Raw genomic sequence first — 16,493 nt, forward strand, 5'->3', positions numbered from 1 at the left:
CCTTACATGGCATCAAACACACAAAGCAGAATCACCTATTCTTCTGTGTGCGAAAATCCGCACAGCCAAAAATGCTGCTTGTGCGGATTTCCGCACAATTTTCGAATCATTCATGCGAATCACTACCCAGCGTACATTCGCTGGTCGGATTACCTGCGGTAATCCTCGGGACGAATTTGGTAACGCGCCAGCTTGTCATAAAAGGTCTTTCGCGGAAGCTTCAGCGCCTTTGCCGCATCTGACGCCTTTCCATTATGACGCCCTAACGCCGCGATCAGCAGCGATCGTTCAACGCGCGCCATTTGTTCACTGAGGCCCAGATCTGTGGCCTGTGCGACCTCTTCCGGCATCCCCAGAACAAAGCGCATGGCGGCTGACATAAGGGACCGCGCATTCCCAGGCCAATCGCTGGCCATCAACGCCGCCAGATGTTCCGATGAGATTTCAGGAACCGGAATTCCGGCCTGTTCAGCTGCCTGAGCCACATAGTGACGAAATATTACGGGAATATCGTCAGGCCGCTCTGCCAGCGACGGAATACGCACACGCATCACGTCCAGTCTGTAGAAAAGATCGGCATTGAAACGGCCGTCGGCGCTTAAGACAGACAGATCAGCGGTGGTGCCAGCAATGATCCGACCACCCGGCCCTTGTTCGATCAGTTCAAGCGCTGCAAATTGCGTGGCCTGCGGCATGGCCGAAACCTCATCAAGAAACAACGACCCACCCGCTGCATCCTCACAACTGCGGGCCAGATCTTCGGGGCTGAGCGTCGAGGCCGGTCTTTTCACAAATGGCCCCTGCCCGACTGAGGACATCAGGTGCACAACCTCAGCCACTTTTGAGATGCCACTGCCCGGAGGGCCAGTCACCAGAACTTCGGCCTGTGTGGGCGCAACGGCGCGAACCCTTTCTCGCAACGCCTCTGCCTGGGGCGACAGGCCAAACAGCAATCGTGCAGCCGGGTCTCCACGTTCCAGTTCGGATCTCATTGCTCTCTGCTCGATAACCTCGGCTCGGGCTGCGAACGCACGCTCCAGCACAACCAGCAGATCGGACGCGGCACAGGGTTTTTCCAGAAAGTCGAACGCGCCCTTACCCATTGCATCAACGGCCATGGGAATATCCCCTTCGCCGGTCAGAAGAATGACGGGAAGATCGGGATCGACCTCTTTTGCGTAGGTCAACAGATGAAACCCATCCCGACCCGGCATACGGATGTCCGAGATGATGACACCGGGAAAGTCCGCTCGGATATGGTCCTTGGCCGCGACAAATGAGCCTGCCGTTGTTGGTTGAACATCCGCCAGCTCAAGCGTTTGTGCCAAAGCCTCGCGTACGGCCGCATCATCGTCGACCAAAAGAACTCTTCGGGTCATGCTGCCTCGTCTTCCCGATAGTATTCCAGTTCCACAGTAAACATCGCGCCAGTGGGCGCATTGGTCCCGCGAATGTTTCCACCGAAACTCTGAACCAGACCGTAAGAAATCGAAAGCCCCAGCCCCATTCCTTCGGACGAACCTACGGCCTTGGTGGTGTAAAACGGTTCAAACAGCTTTTCCGTGTTCTCGATGCCTGGGCCAATGTCACGCACAGTGACAGAAAGCCTCTCGCCATTATTGATCACTATTTGAATAAGGCGTTCATCCTGCTGGCTCATCGCATCTGCGGCGTTGTTGATCAGGTTCACAAAGACCTGCACAAGCCTTACCTCGCCACCCCAAGCGTAAACAGGCGCGTTTGGCGGTTGCCAATCCATGGCGACGTTTTCCGTGTTCAGCCGGGCTTCGGTCAGTTCAACGGCTGTGTTCAGAACCTGCACCAGATCAACCCGCCCCATAGGTTCGCTTTCATTGCGAGCAAAGGCGCGCAGGTTCTTGATAATCCGCGCCATGCGCGCAGCCATTTCAGAAATACGGCCCAAGTTCTCGGCCGCTTTTTCAGGTTTTCCGCGTTCCAGGAAAGCTGTGCCATTGTCCGCAAACTGCCGGATCGCCATCAGGGGCTGGTTCAGTTCGTGGCTGATCCCTGCTGACATCTGACCAAGCGCGCTGAGCTTTCCGGCCTGAACCAAATCCGCCTGTGCGCGACGTAGGGCCGCTTCGGCTTCCTGTCGTTCCGCGACTTCTTTTTGCAAGCTGTCGTTTGCAACCGTCAGGTCGAGGGTCCGTTTGGCCACTCGGCTTTCCAGAACCGCATTGGCTTCGGCCAGCGTCCGCCGCCGTTCCATCGCAAGAAAAAGCATTGCACCAAATGCCAAACAGATCGCTGCGACTGCTGCTGCCTGAAGCCGCGCAAGTTGCAGGGCTGGGGCTACGTCCACCAATACTTCGGCAGTCATATCGAGTACCGGCAATTCGAGGGTAAGGTGCAAAGCATCGCGCGGCAGATAGCGCCCCCAGTTCAATTGCCACAGCTCGTGCCCACCAACGCGCGTTGATGCAAAATCAACGGTCGCGCCATTCGGCGGAGTAAGCCCCGCCTCTCCTTCCTCGCGAGACCAGAACAGCAGGTCCGACCTGTTCGAAATGAACACAACGCCTTCTGCATCAACAAAGAAAACCGCCTCGGTACTGCCACGCCATGTCTGTTCCACATCCTGAACATCGGCAACAACCATCAGTACACCTTTGATCTGACCAAATGGGCCAAAAGCAGGCGCAGCGTAGGAGTAGATCCGATCATCTCCAACTGGCGTAACCTCATGCGCGCTGCCCAAGGCCCCCTGCATCGCCCGACGGAAAGCGGGGTGTTCGGCCATGTTAAGCTGAGACACCGGTTGCGCTGAAACCAAGACCTGCCCTTTTCGGTCCAGGTACATCATGTTGACTGCTGCTGTTTTGTCAGCAATGTCCAGCAGCATTGCCTCAGCTTGTCGTATGTCGGCTGGTTGATCCAATTCATGCAGAATCGGATGGGTCGCCATCAGCACTGCAAGTTCTTGATACACTTGCATTTGCGTGCTCAGCCGGTCAGCCGCCAGTTCAAGATCGGCCTCGGCCTTTTCACTCAGCTGAGACAAAGCTTGACGGTAGCCATAGGACCAGACGAATCCGGACAGTACCCCAACGGCAAGCAGAAAACCGGCGATGACCCAAACTCTGTGCATATACAGGGTCTTGCATTCAACGCGCCGCGTGGCAAGTGTGCGTCGCATGAAGTCTCTCTCACAATCCCCGACGGACCCGGATTTCGTCCAGAACCCCTATCCGTTTTATGACACAGCCCGACAAGCCGGAGATCTGTTCTATTGGACTGATTACGGCATGGTTGCCGCTGTATCCTGCCGATCCGTCCGCACCTTGCTGAAAGATCGTCGGTTCGGACGCGAAGTTCCACCCGAATGTGCTACGCAAGGCCCCGCCCATCTGGCCCCGTGGTTGTCAGTCGAAGCTCATTCGCTGCTTGAAGCCGAGCCGCCGAGACACACCCGCCTGAGAGCGCTGGTCATGCGGGCCTTTACCTCGCGGGCGATTTCGGCATTGCAGCCTTCGATTGAAACCCTTTGTCACGATCTGATCCGGGACTTCCCACAAGAGCCGTTTGACCTTTTGCATGCCTATTGCACTCAGGTCCCCGTGATTACGATCTGTCGTCTGCTGGGAGTACCCGAAGAAATGGCACCGGACTTGCTGCGCTGGTCGCACGACATGGTGGCAATGTACCAAGCCAATCGAACGCGGGACACCGAAGACAAGGCTACACAATCGGCGCAGGAATTCACCACGTTTCTGGAAGACTATATCGACCAGAGGCGGCGTGACCCGCGTGACGATCTGATTACACGATTGATCGTTGCAGAAGAAGAAGGCGAGAAACTGTCACGCGAGGAGTTGGTCGCGACCTGTATTCTGCTGTTGAATGCCGGTCATGAAGCGACGGTGCACTCCTTGGGGAATGGGGTCAAAACCTTACTGGAAACGCAAACAGACCCAAGCGTCTTACGACCAGACAAGATTGACTCAACCATCGAAGAAATCCTGCGTTATGACCCGCCCTTGCACATGTTTACGCGCTATGCCTACGAGGATGTCGAGACCTTTGGACATAGCTTCAAGCGCGGCGATCAGGTTGCTTTGTTGCTGGGGGCCGCGAACCGCGACCCCGTTGTCTGGCAAGAACCGAACGCTTTCCGCGCCACGCGGTCCATCGATGTGAACACCAGCTTTGGTGGCGGGATCCACTTCTGCGTTGGTGCGCCTTTGGCGCGGTTGGAAATACGCATCGCTCTGCCAATTCTGTTCGAAAGCTGCCCGAACTTGCGGTTGGCCGCACCTCCGGCCTATTCGGAAAGTTACCATTTTCATGGCTTGCAACAGGTTCTGGTGCAAATCTGAGGCCGCTTTAACGCCTTTGCCTTTTTATGCCTTTTCAACCAACGCGTTCAACGGCAGCATTGTTGTGGATTTTATTTCCTCCATCGACAAAAGCGCCGTCACGTTGTGGACCCGCACTTCAGAGATAAGCGATTGATAGAACACGTCATAGGCACGTGCATTCTTGACCCTGACCTTGAGGATGTAGTCGATGTCGCCAGCCAGCCTGTGTGCCTCTTGCACTTCGGGGTGATCGCGCAACGCTTTCAGGAACTTGCGTTGCCACTCGGCTTCATGTTCTGAGGTTCGTATCAAAACAAAGAATGTCGCCTCGAACCCAAGCGCTTCGGCATCCAGCAAAACCGTTTGCTGCCCAATGATACCTGCCCCTTTCAGCTTACGGATTCGATTCCAGACCGGGGTCTTGGAACTGCCCACACGGGCCGCAATTTCGTCCAGTGACTGACCCGCATCACGCTGCAGCTCGGCCAGAATTTTCCGATCCGTTTCGTCTATTCGAACCGACATTCCAGTATTCCTTCCAATTCGAGGTTTTCGTTCCATTTTTCAAAGTATGTGGAACTAATGTTCTTATTTCGACGCCCATATGGCGCTTTGACGGGAATATTTCCTATATTGCTGATCAAGTCAAACTACACCCGAGACGATCCAATGCAGGACATGCTCACAATCAGATCCAAAGGACATGTCGACTTTGTCGGCGCTGGCCCCGGCGATCCCGATCTGCTGACGCTCAAGGCGCTCACCGCGTTTGAGCAGGCTGATATCGTTTTGCATGACCGCCTGATCAGCGCACCTGTTCTGGACATGGCAGGCCAGCACGCCGAGCTGGTTGATGTTGGCAAGGCCGGTTTTGGTCCGTCCTGGAAGCAAAGCGATATCGACGCGCTTTTGGTGGACTGTGCCCAAAAGGGTAACCGCGTGGTGCGCCTGAAATCAGGGGACCCCACTGTGTTTGGTCGGCTGGATGAAGAAATCGAAGCGGTTCAGTCTGCGGGTATTTCCTGGCAGATCATTCCCGGAATTACCGCTGCGTCTGCGGCTGTAGCAAGCATCGGGCAAAGCCTGACACGCCGGGGCCGCAACTCTTCGGTACGGTTTCTGACCGGGCACGACATGAAAGGCTTTGCTGATCACGACTGGGCCGCTCTGGCGCGCTCAGGGTCGGTTGCTGCAATTTACATGGGCAAGAAGTCGGCCCGGTTCATTCAAGGCCGCCTGATCATGCACGGTGCAGATCGCGCTACACCCGTCACCCTGATCGAGAACGCCTCGCGCCCTGACCAACGCATTCTGGCCACCACTTTGGACCAGTTGCCCACCGATCTGGCCGCCGCCGAAATGAACGGCCCGGCCCTGACTTTCTATGGCCTCGCCCCGCGAGAAGCGGCGCAGGCTGTGACCGAATTCAATAAGGAGCTTGCCTGATGGCCCGCGCTTTTACCCCCAAAGTCGTCACCGCAAATGATTTGCTGGAAGGCGACGTGATTTATCAAACCGAAGATGACCGCTGGTCGCGTGATCTGTCTGATGCCGAACTGATCACTGACGAAGCGCATGCACAGGTGCGTCTGCTGGACGCCGCCCGGCAGGCCAGCAAGATTGTGGGTGCATATCTGGCTGACGCTGTTGCAGGCGAAAACGGCCCTGAGCCCACACATTTTCGGGAAGATTTCCGCCGGACTGGTCCGTCCAACTATGCCCACGGCAAACAGGAAACTTCCCCGCAGCCCCGGGCCTGAACTTAGGCCCTCTCTCTCCCCTTCTATGGCCCCAAGGTTCGGGGTTGCAACCAAGGACAGCTAGACATGTATCGCTACTCCGAGTTTGACCACGAGTTTCTGGCAGAGCGCAACGCGCAATTCCGTGCGCAGGTCGAGCGCCGCATTGACGGTTCGCTGACCGAAGACGAATTCAAACCCCTGCGCCTGATGAACGGCCTGTATCTGCAACTGCACGCCTATATGCTGCGCGTCGCCATCCCCTATGGCACCCTGTCCAGCGCGCAGATGCGCCAACTGGCGCTGTTGGCCGAAAAGTGGGACAAGGGCTATGGCCACTTCACCACCCGTCAGAACATCCAGTACAACTGGCCCAAGCTGAACGACGTGCCGGATATGCTGGACGCGCTGGCCGAAGTTGGCATGCACGCCATTCAAACCTCGGGAAACACCATCCGCAATGTGACCGCCGACCATTTTGCTGGCGCAGCCGCGGATGAAGTTGCGGACCCGCGCCCTTATGCAGAACTTCTGCGCCAGTGGTCGACCGACCACCCGGAATTCCAGTTCATGCCGCGCAAGTTCAAGATTGCCATTACCGGTTCGGAAAATGACCGTGCCGTCATCAAGGCACATGATATCGGCCTGCAACTGGTCGAGCGTGGCGGTGTTCTGGGGGCCCGTGTGATTGTTGGTGGCGGTCTGGGCCGTACGCCAATGATCGGCAAAGAACTGTCCGATTTTGTCGCTTTTGACGATCTGCTGGCCTATTTGGAATCCGTTGTGTCCGTCTGGAACCAGATCGGCCGCCGTGACAACAAATATAAGGCACGCATCAAGATCACCGTGCACGAGCACGGCATCGACGCCATCCGCGCCAAGGTCAACGAGCGTTTCCTGCAGGTCCGCCCGCAGTTCAAGGGTGCTGACATGAACCTTCTCGAAGAGATCAAGGATCACTTTGCGGCACCTGCCTTCCGCGAAGGTTCGGTTGCGTCTTTTGAAAGCGCCTACGCCAACGATCCGGTTTTCCGCTCGTGGGTCGACACCAACATCGCGCCGCACAAAAACGCAGACCACGCGATTGTCACGATCTCGATCAAAAAGCACGGCGCGACGCCGGGCGATGCAACGGCCGAGCAGATGCGCATAATGGCCGATCTGGCCGAAGAGTTCGCGTATGACGAGCTGCGTATCAGCCATGAGCAGAACGTGATCCTGCCGCATGTTCACAAATCGGATCTGCCTGCGATCCACGCGAAGCTGAAGGAATACGAACTGGCCACCGCCAATATCGGCCTGATCAGCGACATAATCGCCTGCCCCGGCATGGATTACTGCGCGCTGGCCACGGCACGATCGATCCCGGTTGCGCAGGAAATCGCGACCCGGTTTGACGAGCTGAAGCTGGAGCATGATATCGGTCACCTGAAGATCAAGATCTCGGGCTGCATCAACGCATGTGGTCACCACCACGTGGGGCATATCGGCATTCTGGGGCTGGATCGCGCGGGCGTTGAAAACTACCAGATCACTCTGGGCGGCGACGGCACCGAGACAGCGGCCGTGGGCGACCGCACGGGTCCGGGCTTTGCCTATAGTGAAATCGTGCCCGCCGTAGAGCGCATCGTCGACACCTATCTGAACCAGCGGGAGAGCGCCGAAGAAACTTTCCTGGAGACCTATCGCCGAGTTGGCATGGCTCCGTTTAAGGCAGCCCTCTACCCCGAGGCTCGGGCGAATGCCGCTTGATCTGATCCAGACGGAACTGGGCAAAGACCGCAGCGAACTGACCGAAAAGGTCGGAGCCCTGAACGCCCGGTTCCGCCACCATTCTGCGCATGATGTCATGCATGGTGCCATCGAGGAAATCGACGATCTTGCTCTTGTCTCAAGCTTCGGTGCGGAATCGGTGGTCTTGCTGCATATGGCAGCGGTGGTCGACAAGGCGACCCCGGTGCTGTTCGTGGACACTCAGTTGCTGTTCACTGAAACGCTGGAATACCAACATGAGGTCAGCGAGCGTTTGGGCCTGAAGAACGTCAAGATCATTCGTGCGGATGAAGAAGACGTTCAACGAGACGACCCTTACAGTGCTCTGCGCCTACGCGATACAGATGCCTGCTGCAACCTGCGCAAAACCTTCCCACTGCAAAAAGCCCTGTCGGGCTATTGTGGCTGGATCACGGGACGCAAGCGGTTTCAGTCGGGCACACGCGCCGCGCTCGAGTTTTTTGAAGTCGAAGACGGCACGGGCCGGATCAAAGTCAACCCGCTTGCCCATTGGGCACCCGAAGACGTGCGCACCTATATGGACGAAAACAATCTGCCCCGGCACCCGCTGGTGGCCAAAGGATACCCTTCGATCGGATGTGCGCCCTGCACCTCGCCGGTCAAAGAGGGCGAAGACCCACGCGCCGGACGTTGGCGCGATCAGAACAAGGAAGAATGTGGCATCCATTTTGTCGATGGCAAAATGATCCGCATCGGAGAGAAAACATGAACGTAATCGTAACGGATGAGGGCTTTTCGCCTGATGACTGGACCGACGGCTTTGTCACCCTGGATGATGCCGCCAATGACGTAGTGGCCCTTGATGTGGCCTCGGACACCGACCCGGATGAGCTGATTGACCGTTTGGGCAGCGCCAAGATGGTGCGTGTGGACTTCCCCTCCTCTGCGGATGGGCGCGGCTTTACAATTGCACGCGTTCTACGCCTGAAAGGGTATACAGGCCGCCTGCGCGCCAAAGGCCATGTTCTGGCAGACCAATACGCCATGGCCCGTCGCAGCGGGTTCGACGAGGTTGAAATAGATCATACGCTTGCGGACCGACAGCCCGAAGATCAATGGCTGGCCCGCGCCAATTGGCAAGATAATAACTATCAGGCCCGCCTGCGCGGATAAGACTGCACGCACAAGCTTGTGATACAAGGGGGGCAATCTGTCCCCTTTTCCTGACTTGGATCAAAGATTAAACGGAGATGTCGGTTTAGCTGGCCGGCAGTGAAATGATGACAGAGATGAAATCCGTGAGTGAAGCAACCGCCGTTAAGGCCCCCGTACTGCCAGATGCCCAGACTGTCACCGAGGTGAAGCACTGGACTGACAGCCTGTTCTCTTTCAAGGTGTCGCGCCCTGCCTCGCTGCGATTCCGCTCGGGTGAATTCGTGATGATCGGCCTGCTGGGCGACAACGGAAAACCTTTGCTGCGCGCCTATTCGATTGCGTCGCCGTCCTGGGATGAAGAGTTGGAGTTCTATTCCATCAAGGTACAGAACGGCCCGCTGACTTCGAAGCTGCAACATATCAAACCCGGCGATCAGATCATTTTACGCCCCAAGCCGGTTGGCACACTGGTGCATGACGCCCTGCTGCCTGGCAAACGCCTGTGGTTCTTTGCCACCGGCACCGGTTTCGCGCCATTTGCCTCGCTACTGCGTGAACCGCAGACCTATGAGGATTATAACGAGGTTATAATCACCCACACCTGCCGCGAAGTCGCGGAACTGGAATATGGCCGCCAACTGATCGAAAACATCCGTCAGGATGAATTGCTGTCCGAGCTGATGGGCGAAGGGTTCGCTGACAAAATCCGCTATTACCCAACCACCACGCGGGAAGACAGCCCCAAGATGGGCCGTATCACCACCCTGCTGCAGGACGGCACCGTGTTTGCCGATTTGGGCATCGAAGGCGGCATCAAGCCTGAAACCGACCGCGCAATGGTTTGCGGTTCCTTGGCTTTCAACCTGGACATCAAGGAAATCCTTGAAGGGTTTGGTCTGCGCGAAGGCGCAAATTCCGAGCCAAAGGAATTCGTGATCGAGAAAGCCTTTGTCGGATAATACCAATTTGCGTTCGAAGCTTTGGTGCTTCGAACGCGAAAAACACCCGATAAAACAAGTTTTTTCACTGCAACCTGTATTTATGCCGCTTGAAGTGCGGCGCAGCCCGGTTTAAATTCCGGGCTCGAAATTCTGCAATCATCAAAGGAATGAACCCATAGCTCGCAGACCTCACAACGCGCCGCCTCAACGTGACACCGGCCCGCGCGTCAATGACAGAATCCGTGCCCCCGAAATTCGGCTAATTGGTGCCGAAGGTGAAAACGTCGGGGTGGTTCATCCCGCCAAAGCCATGCAACTTGCTGCAGATGCCGGTCTTGACCTTGTCGAGATTTCGCCCAACGCGAACCCACCGGTCTGTAAGATCATGGACTTCGGCAAATACAAATACGAACAACAAAAGCGCGAAAGCGAAGCCCGTAAAAAGCAAAAAGTCATCGAGGTGAAAGAGGTCAAGTTCCGGCCCAACACCGACACCCATGACTATGACGTAAAGATGCGGAACGTGTTCAAGTTCCTTGAAAACGGCGACAAGGTCAAAGTGACCCTGCGTTTCCGTGGCCGCGAAATGGCGCACCAGAACTTGGGACGCGAATTGCTGGAGCGTGTTGCTGAGGACGTCAAAGACCTTGGCAAGATTGAAAACATGCCAAAGATGGAAGGCCGTCAGATGATCATGATGATCGGCCCACTTCCTCAGAAATAGGCCAAACACCGGCTGAAAGATCTAAGGCTCTCGCAAGTACCGCGAGAGCCTTTTCGTTTCTACCGCCGTTAGATAACTGCGCTCAACGCCCGTTCCAATTTGCTGACAAGTTCGTCAATCTGCGCGTCTCCGATGATAAAAGGTGGTGCCAGAAGAATGTGATCTCCGTTACGTCCATCCCGTGTCCCCGCCATCGGATAACAGATCAAGCCTTCAGCCATTGCAGCCTTCTTCACCTTTCCGGCAATGCCCAAAGACGGATCGAACGGAGCTTTGGTGCCCCGATCGGACACCAGCTCGATCCCGCGGAAAAGGCCACGCCCACGCAGATCGCCGACATTCGGGTGCTGTCCAAACGCAGCCTCAAGGGCTGAATGCACTTTGTCTCCCATGACCCCGGCTCGGGCTGGCAAATCCCGTTCCGTCAGTTCACGGACCACCGCGAGTGCAGCAGCCGTAGCAACCGGGTGACCGATATAGGTGTGCCCGTGTTGAAAAAAACCTGACCCATCCCGAATTGCATCATATATCGCCCCGGTGCACAGCATAGCTCCGATCGGTTGATACCCGGCCCCCAAACCTTTGGCGATGCACAGAATATCCGGCGCAACATCGTCATGATCGCAGGCAAACAGATGGCCTGTGCGCCCCATACCGCACATAACCTCATCCAGGATCAACAGCACCCCGTATTGGTTGCAGATTTCCCGGATACGTTTGAAATACCCCTCAACAGCCGGAACCGCGCCCAGGGTTGCACCGACCACGGGTTCTGCCATGAAAGCCATAACTGTGTCCGGACCCAGGCGTAGTATTTCAGCCTCAAGCTCGTTGGCAACGCGCTGACCATAGTCAAAGCTACCCTCACTTTCAGGTTTTTCGGCGTATTCATAACAAGCCGAAATATGCGTCATCTCAATCAGCATCGGTGCGAACTGAGCACGCCTCCAGGCGTTGCCCCCGGCAGACAAAGCGCCCAGCGTGTTGCCGTGGTAGCTTTGTTTTCGCGCGATGACATGCCGACGCTCGGGCTGACCGGTCTCGAGAAAGTACTGACGCGCCAGTTTGATTGCCGCCTCGGTTGCCTCAGACCCGCCCGATACAAAATAGACCCGGTCCAAATCGCCCGGCGCGTGCTGGATCAACAGATCCGCCAGCGCCTCAGCCGGTTCAGAGGTCATGAAACCGCTGTGGGCAAAGGCGATCTGTTCCACCTGATCCTGCACGGCGCGGATCACTGCGGGGTTGGAATGCCCCAGGCAAGACACGGCCGCGTCACCGCAGTCCAGGTACCGCTTGCCTTGGGCGTCGATCAGATAGCAGCCTTCCCCACCTGCTGCGATGGGTAGGTCCGATTTGGTGTGGCGTGGGAATACGTGACTCATGTTCTGGCCTTTCCAAGCAGTTCAACCAAAGCCGCGACCGAAGCGGCATTGTCCGCCCACGGCGTGCCATCCGGCCCCGTCAGGCTGTTTTCAAATCCAACGCGCACATCACCCCCGCGCCGCGCTGCTTCGGCCAGACAGGCGTGTTCTTGTGCGCCAAACGCGCAGACCATCCAATAGTTTTGACATTTCGGGAAGGCATCCAGATCTGCCGGTACAGATTGCTGACCTTCGCTATAGCGTCCCAGAACAAACAGCCGGTCCGTCTGATCCTTACGAACAATGTCATCCTGCTGCCACTGGTCCAACAGCCGCGCGTCTTCTGCATCGTAAAGTATATGCTGAACCCGCGTTCCCTGATCAGCACAGAGCGCATAGACATGCGGTGCAAGGTTGAGGTCGCGCGCAATCTCTCGTACCGAAATCGAGGCCCAGTCTGGACGCACCTGTTCCAAGCAGGCCAGCTGCGCGGGAACGTCAAATACTCCGGCCGCTTCGGTTGTTATTTGAACATCCAACCCCGGCGCGATGCGGCGCAACTCGGCGATCGTTTCCAGATACGATCCAGCATCCAGCGAATGCTGACCATTCGCGTCCCGCACATGAACATGAATGCCCTGCGCCCCTGCAAGGTGGCAGGCCCACGCGGTTTCGACGATCTGATCTATCGTGACCGGAAGGGCAGGATGATCTGCTTTAGTGCGCCGCGCGCCATTGGGCGCGACTAGAATATAGTGGGTTTTGCTGTCGTCGGCAGGGATGGGATTCATCTGTTCTTTCCTCTTACAAGGTTGCAGCTAGCCCCCACTCAATACGTTTTCAATTTACGCTATAGAAAACATATGTTTTATTTTAACCATGACCCCTACCCTGATGGCACTCACGGATCAGTTGAGGCGCGAGATTGATCAGATGCCTGCGCAAATGCAGGTCGCGGCGAAGTATGTTGTCGATCATCCTGGCGACTTTGGACTGAACCCTATCCGTAAAACAGCGGACAGAATCGGCATCAGTTCAAACGTGTTGGTACGGCTTGCGCAGCGCATGGGCTTTGACAGCTTCGACGCATTTCGCCAACCATTTCGCCGCGCTCTGACAACTGACAGTGAAGACCGGCTGGGGCAAGGCTGGTTGGAGGCTCCGTCGGGGCAAGACCCGTTTCATCTGGCGCAGGTCAAATTCGCTCAGAACGAGATGAATGTGGTTTCGCGATCCTTGCGCCTGATGGATCCGCATCTGACACAACAAGCCATTGGGCACATGGTTTCCGCGCGGCGCTGTTACGTGACGGCGACACGGTCCAGCCACGCCCTGGCCTACTACTTTCACTACGCAGGCCGCATGGCCCATCCCGGATTGCAGCTGGTGCCCCGTCACATGGGCTCAGCCATTGACGATTTGGTCGAAGCCACGGCTGAAGATTGTCTGTTTGCCATCACCGTCCATCCCTATTCCGCCGATACGATACAATCGATGCGCTTTGCCCGCGACCGGTCCATGCGTATCGTGTTGCTGTCGGATAGCGAGGTGATCGCGCCCGGGGTCGAACCGGATGTAATCCTGTCTGTCAGCACCCGAACTTTGCACCCATTTTCAAGCTTTTCCGGCGCGATGGCCGTGTTGGAATGTTTGCTCGGGCATTTGTTCGAGGCCGGTTGCAAGGACGCCCGGGCACGCGTGGAACAGTACCAAAAAGCACGGGAAGACACGGGGGCTTATTGGCGGCCCGGTGTTTTGCCAAAGCTCAGGAAGCTCTGACAACCTTGCTGAGATGCGGCCAGCGCACGTCAATACGTCTAGGTTTTGCGTTTGGCACGCGGCTGCGGTCTGGTCGGAATTTCCTTTAAAAGCCCGCCAACCCCCATCGCTGCTATGTGAGCACCCGTAGTCTCAATTCCACACGCGATCCGAGACAGAACCCAATCGGCACCGTTTAAGGCTGGAGAACGCGCACAGCCTGGTAATCCAATGACCGGGCGATCCCGCAAGGCGCCCAAAAACAGCAAGTTTCCCGGATCCACCGGCATTCCAAAGCGATCCACCTGCCCGCCAGCCAGACGCACAGCCGACGGCGCCACATCTTCCGGGTCCGACGTCGCAGACCCTGTCAGGATCATCAAAACATCGCCATCGCTTTGCGAAACCGCTTTGGCCAGAGCATCGACCCTGTGCGGAACGATCTGCACATCACTCAGCTCCATATCCAGCAACTCGACCCGGCCCCGAATAGCGGCAATCCCTTTCTCATTCGGTGGCCCGCCCGGAATGTCCGTCACGATCAGTCCGGCTGTTTGGTGAACCGGACGCGCCAAACGGATTGCGCCCTGTGCCAAAGCGGCGGCGCGTTGGACATCCTCTACGGGCACAGCGTAAGAGATAACCTTGATGGTCGCCACCATACCTCCTGGTCCCATTTGCTGATGCTGGGGTACCGTGGCCACTGTGATCATCGGATTGACTTGGTTGAACCGTTCGAGCGCGGCGACATCCAGAACGGCCACCCCCGGTCCATCGGCCAAAAGGTTGACCCGCCCGGTAAACGCCTCGGTCACGCGCAGGTTGGCTGCGGCAGCATCAGGCGCAAGGGCCGCCGCCAAAGCCCGTGCGGCCTCGTCCTCATGGCAGTCACCGGGATCAAGCCGTGCGACAATGACTTCGCTTAGCCCAGCTTGCGTCAACTGCACGATATCTTCGGGCTGCAATGCCAATCCTTTGCGCAGCTTACGCTCGCCTGCCGTCACCGAATGCGCCAAAATGGCCCCTTCGGCCTGCGCTACGGGAACCGGGCCAAACCTCATGCTTTGCCCCGCAAGACCGCTGTCATCTGAGCCAGAATAGCAACGGCGATTTCTGCAGGTCCCGCAGCACCAATATCCAATCCGATCGGGCCGTGAATTCTGGAAATCTGTTCCTCAGTGAACCCTGCGGCTTTCATGCGATCCACCCGTTTGGCATGGGTGCGCGTCGAGCCCAGAGCGCCGATATAAAATACTCCTGCATCAAGTGCCGCTTGCAGCGCCGGGTCGTCCAGCTTGGGATCATGGGTCAGCAAGACAATGGCGGTGCGTGCGTCCAGCCCCAGCTTGGCCACCGCTTCGTCCGGCCAATCAGTCAAGATTGTCTCCCCTGGAAAGCGCGAGCTGGATGCAAAGGCATCGCGCGGATCGATGATGGCCGGATCATAGCCCGCAATGCGCGCCATCGGTACAAGTGCCTGTGCGATATGGACGGCACCCACAACGAGCAGCCGCAAAGGCGGGTTGTGAACGGCCACAAAGGTTTCGCCGTCCTCTTCAAACCCGGACCGGTCCATGCGCAACCGATCAGCGTAGGCGTTGCGACGTAAGGCCCTGTGTCCAGTATTTGTGTTCACCTCATACGCCACGGGCGCGCGCGCAGCACGGGCTGCGACCAATTCTGCCAGCATGGGCTCGGGCAGGACCTTGCCAATGGGTTCGACCAGAACACGGATCGTTCCGCCGCAGGCCAGCCCCACAGCAAAGGCGTCCTCATCGCTGACGCCAAATTCCAAAAGCCGGGCTTCGCCCTCGTCCAAGGCTTCAAGCGCTTCAACGATCACCGCACCTTCTACACAACCGCCGGAAACCGAGCCTTCAATCCGCCCGTCTCCACCGATCACCAGTTGCGATCCCACACGCCGTGGCGCGCTGCCCCAGGTTTCGACAACTGTAGCCAAGGCCGCGCCACGCCCGCTGCGGTGCCAGTCCAGAGCCGTTTCCGGGCTGTTGTCGAATCGCTCCATCAGACCCTCCAGATGTCGTCCGACTCCAACATAGGCAGGATTGGCGCGATGAAAAGCGCCGCCGTCTTGCCAAATGGTCTATACCGGTTGTTTCCCGAACCCGGATAAACCTCGGCCTCATTCAATAAATCATAGGATTGATTGTTTGGAGGCCGCGTTTTAGCCTGCCCACGCAACTGGTATTTTGCCAGACCGTGTATCCAAAATTTATATATCGGAGACAAGCAGTTGAAACGTTTTTTAACACTGGGCGCAGCGGTTGGTCTTTTGACCGCGACCGCAGCATGGGCTGATACGTTCGAACGCTATGGTGAAGTCGAAGGCTGGAAGGTCTTTATCGACAATGAAAAGAAATCCTGCCTGATCGAGGCTGTGGACGATGCGGAAAACGTCGTTCAGATGGGTCTGACCGAAGACCGCGGCGTTGGCTATGTCGGTGTGTTCACCAAAGCCGACACCGATATCAAACGGGGCGAAACGCAAGAAGTCGCTATCCTGATTGGCGACAATATCTATCTGGGTGAAGCCACCGGAATGAAGGGTAATATCACCAAGGGCTATTCGGGCGGTTACGTTCTGTCTGACAACCCCCAATTCGCTGATGATCTGGCCAAGAAAAAAGTCATGATCGTGTTCCCCGAAACCGCGTATGCGTTCACGGTCGACTTGACTGGCACATACAAAGCCATGGAAATGGCGCGCAAGTGCAACGCAGAACAGCTGTCGTAAGTGC

General features: G+C 56.9%; 17 protein-coding genes. 10 read left to right on the forward strand and 7 right to left on the reverse strand.

Features of this window, described 5'->3' with window-relative positions; all coding sequences use genetic code 11:
- Nucleotides 1-149: 149 nt before the first annotated feature.
- Together GS630_RS07585 and GS630_RS07590 are read right to left on the reverse strand one after the other, a co-directional pair.
- On the reverse strand, nucleotides 150-1,379 hold the full coding sequence (locus GS630_RS07585; protein ID WP_171619122.1) for a sigma-54 dependent transcriptional regulator: 1,230 nt from the start codon (nucleotides 1,377-1,379) through the stop codon (nucleotides 150-152).
- Nucleotides 1,376-3,157 carry an ATP-binding protein gene (locus GS630_RS07590; protein ID WP_253284421.1) on the reverse strand — a complete coding sequence of 594 codons (1,782 nt, stop codon included), beginning with the start codon at nucleotides 3,155-3,157 and terminating at the stop codon, nucleotides 1,376-1,378. The genes GS630_RS07585 and GS630_RS07590 overlap by 4 nt, the downstream gene beginning before the upstream one ends.
- Here GS630_RS07590 and GS630_RS07595 point away from each other — a divergent pair.
- A complete protein-coding gene (locus GS630_RS07595) occupies nucleotides 3,156-4,337 on the forward strand; it encodes a cytochrome P450 (RefSeq protein ID WP_171619124.1) in 1,182 nt (393 codons plus the stop codon). The genes GS630_RS07590 and GS630_RS07595 overlap by 2 nt on opposite strands.
- Before the next feature lie 24 nt (nucleotides 4,338-4,361).
- Here the strand turns inward: GS630_RS07595 and GS630_RS07600 are convergent, their stop codons facing one another.
- Entirely contained in the window at nucleotides 4,362-4,844 is a 483-nt protein-coding gene (locus GS630_RS07600; protein WP_171174323.1) for an Lrp/AsnC family transcriptional regulator, read from the reverse strand.
- 57 nt (nucleotides 4,845-4,901) lie between these two features.
- Here GS630_RS07600 and cobA point away from each other — a divergent pair, with 57 nt between their 5' ends.
- From cobA to infC, 7 genes are all read left to right on the forward strand, one after another.
- A complete protein-coding gene (gene cobA / locus GS630_RS07605) occupies nucleotides 4,902-5,765 on the forward strand; it encodes a uroporphyrinogen-III C-methyltransferase (RefSeq protein ID WP_253285851.1) in 864 nt (287 codons plus the stop codon).
- Nucleotides 5,765-6,079, forward strand: coding sequence for a DUF2849 domain-containing protein (locus GS630_RS07610; protein WP_171174325.1), 315 nt, complete (start codon nucleotides 5,765-5,767; stop codon nucleotides 6,077-6,079). The genes cobA and GS630_RS07610 overlap by 1 nt, the downstream gene beginning before the upstream one ends.
- Nucleotides 6,080-6,145: 66 nt before the next feature.
- Nucleotides 6,146-7,810 (forward strand): nitrite/sulfite reductase, encoded by a 1,665-nt coding sequence (locus GS630_RS07615; protein ID WP_171174326.1) that lies wholly within the window; start codon nucleotides 6,146-6,148, stop codon nucleotides 7,808-7,810.
- Nucleotides 7,800-8,561 (forward strand): phosphoadenylyl-sulfate reductase, encoded by a 762-nt coding sequence (locus GS630_RS07620; protein ID WP_171237494.1) that lies wholly within the window; start codon nucleotides 7,800-7,802, stop codon nucleotides 8,559-8,561. Before GS630_RS07615 ends, GS630_RS07620 begins: the two co-directional genes overlap by 11 nt.
- Nucleotides 8,558-8,965, forward strand: a complete 408-nt coding sequence (locus GS630_RS07625) for a DUF934 domain-containing protein (RefSeq protein ID WP_171619126.1) — start codon at nucleotides 8,558-8,560, stop codon at nucleotides 8,963-8,965. Before GS630_RS07620 ends, GS630_RS07625 begins: the two co-directional genes overlap by 4 nt.
- A 107-nt stretch (nucleotides 8,966-9,072) precedes the next feature.
- Entirely contained in the window at nucleotides 9,073-9,906 is an 834-nt protein-coding gene (locus GS630_RS07630) for a ferredoxin--NADP reductase (protein ID WP_171174332.1), read from the forward strand.
- Between the two features lie 157 nt (nucleotides 9,907-10,063).
- Complete coding sequence (infC, locus tag GS630_RS07635; protein WP_171176191.1) at nucleotides 10,064-10,612, forward strand: translation initiation factor IF-3; 549 nt, start codon at nucleotides 10,064-10,066, stop codon at nucleotides 10,610-10,612.
- A gap of 68 nt (nucleotides 10,613-10,680) precedes the next feature.
- On the opposite strand, the gene GS630_RS07640 is transcribed toward infC, so the two are convergent.
- Together GS630_RS07640 and GS630_RS07645 are read right to left on the reverse strand one after the other, a co-directional pair.
- The gene (locus GS630_RS07640; RefSeq protein ID WP_171619128.1) at nucleotides 10,681-11,997 is read right to left on the reverse strand and encodes an aspartate aminotransferase family protein; all 1,317 of its coding nucleotides are present in this window, start codon (nucleotides 11,995-11,997) and stop codon (nucleotides 10,681-10,683) included.
- Nucleotides 11,994-12,767 (reverse strand): 3-keto-5-aminohexanoate cleavage protein, encoded by a 774-nt coding sequence (locus GS630_RS07645; RefSeq protein ID WP_171619130.1) that lies wholly within the window; start codon nucleotides 12,765-12,767, stop codon nucleotides 11,994-11,996. The genes GS630_RS07640 and GS630_RS07645 overlap by 4 nt, the downstream gene beginning before the upstream one ends.
- 103 nt (nucleotides 12,768-12,870) lie before the next feature.
- Here GS630_RS07645 and GS630_RS07650 point away from each other — a divergent pair, with 103 nt between their 5' ends.
- Nucleotides 12,871-13,755, forward strand: coding sequence for a MurR/RpiR family transcriptional regulator (locus GS630_RS07650; protein ID WP_245223148.1), 885 nt, complete (start codon nucleotides 12,871-12,873; stop codon nucleotides 13,753-13,755).
- Nucleotides 13,756-13,793: 38 nt separating this feature from the next.
- On the opposite strand, the gene GS630_RS07655 is transcribed toward GS630_RS07650, so the two are convergent.
- Together GS630_RS07655 and GS630_RS07660 are read right to left on the reverse strand one after the other, a co-directional pair.
- Nucleotides 13,794-14,795 carry a molybdopterin-binding protein gene (locus GS630_RS07655; protein ID WP_171619132.1) on the reverse strand — a complete coding sequence of 334 codons (1,002 nt, stop codon included), beginning with the start codon at nucleotides 14,793-14,795 and terminating at the stop codon, nucleotides 13,794-13,796.
- Complete coding sequence (locus GS630_RS07660; RefSeq protein ID WP_171174343.1) at nucleotides 14,792-15,760, reverse strand: XdhC family protein; 969 nt, start codon at nucleotides 15,758-15,760, stop codon at nucleotides 14,792-14,794. The genes GS630_RS07655 and GS630_RS07660 overlap by 4 nt, the downstream gene beginning before the upstream one ends.
- A 228-nt stretch (nucleotides 15,761-15,988) precedes the next feature.
- On the opposite strand from GS630_RS07660, the gene GS630_RS07665 reads away from it, so the two are divergent.
- Nucleotides 15,989-16,489 (forward strand): hypothetical protein, encoded by a 501-nt coding sequence (locus tag GS630_RS07665; RefSeq protein ID WP_171174345.1) that lies wholly within the window; start codon nucleotides 15,989-15,991, stop codon nucleotides 16,487-16,489.
- Nucleotides 16,490-16,493 lie beyond the last annotated feature (4 nt).

Source organism: Ruegeria sp. HKCCD7303, from assembly GCF_013111185.1.
Taxonomy (GTDB): Bacteria; Pseudomonadota; Alphaproteobacteria; order Rhodobacterales; family Rhodobacteraceae; genus Ruegeria.